We start from the raw sequence: 1127 nt of genomic DNA on the forward strand, positions 1-1127 counted from the left end.
AACATGCAGCGCGAAGCCATGCACCCGGTCGATGAATATGAAGCGTTCCGCGTCATGGCCGACGCCGGAAAGTCCGTCGAGGATATCGCCGCCCGGTTCGGCACCACCGAAGTCATGGTGCGCAAGCGTCTGGCGCTGGCGCGTGTCGCCCCTGCCCTGCTCGACCTCTATCGAAGCGAGGAAATCAGTTTCCAGCTTCTAACCGCCTTTACCGTGTCCGACGATCACGAAAAGCAGATTGAGGTCTGGAACAGCCTGCCCTCTTATGGCCGGGATGCCCGATCCATCCGCGCCGCGCTGCAAGCAGAGGCCGTGAAGGCAACCGACAAGCGTATGAAGTTTCTCGGCGGGATCGAGGCTTACGAGGCCGCAGGCGGCGCGGTCAAACGTGATCTCTTCGACACACAGAACAGCGGCTACGCTCTTGATGTCGCCCTTGTCGAAAAGCTGGTGATGGGGCGGCTAGAAACCGAGGCCGACAGGCTGCGCGCCGAGGGATGGAAATGGGTGGAATGCGTCGGCGAGCTTCCGCAGGCCGCGCATCGCATGTCGCGGGTCTATCCGCAGGACGTTCCTATGACCGAGGCGCAGCGTGCAAAGCTGGACGCGCTTGAAGCGGAATACACCGAGCTTGCCGAGCAGATCGAGGCGGGCGTTGCCAACGAAGACGCCGAAATCCGCGCCGAGGCCATCGATGTCGAGATGGCGGCGCTGGGGAATGCGCTTGAAGCTTACGAGCCTGCTGATTTGGTGAAGGCAGGATGCTACGTGCTCATGGACTATTACGGCGGCTTGTCCATCGAGCGGGGTTTGGTCCGGCCCGAAGATGAGGCCAAGGAAGCGACCGACGACCACGAAGGCGCTACGGACGGAGAAGGTGAGGGCGGGAATGAAGGCGGCCCGTCTCGCGCGATGGCGCCAGCGAAAGCGTCGGAACCGACGTTCACGCTCTCCGCTGCCATGACGCAGGAATTGACGGCGCAGAAGACCGCCGCGATCCGGGCCGAGCTTGCTCACAATCCGGACGTCGCCCTGACAGCGGTGGTCCATGCCATGCTGATGAGCCTGTTCAATCCCTACGGCGGCATCAGCGAGGATACATGCCTTGAGGTGAAGGTGACGAGCGA

The 1127-nt window shown here is 62.4% G+C and carries 1 pseudogene; it reads left to right on the plus strand.

From position 1 onward, the window contains the following. Positions 1 to 1127, plus strand: a pseudogene (locus tag SPHINGO391_RS02110) (chromosome partitioning protein ParB); the annotation flags it as partial.

Origin of the sequence: Hoeflea sp. EC-HK425, assembly GCF_902498795.1 — a bacterium.
GTDB lineage: Bacteria > Pseudomonadota > Alphaproteobacteria > Rhizobiales > Rhizobiaceae > Hoeflea > Hoeflea alexandrii.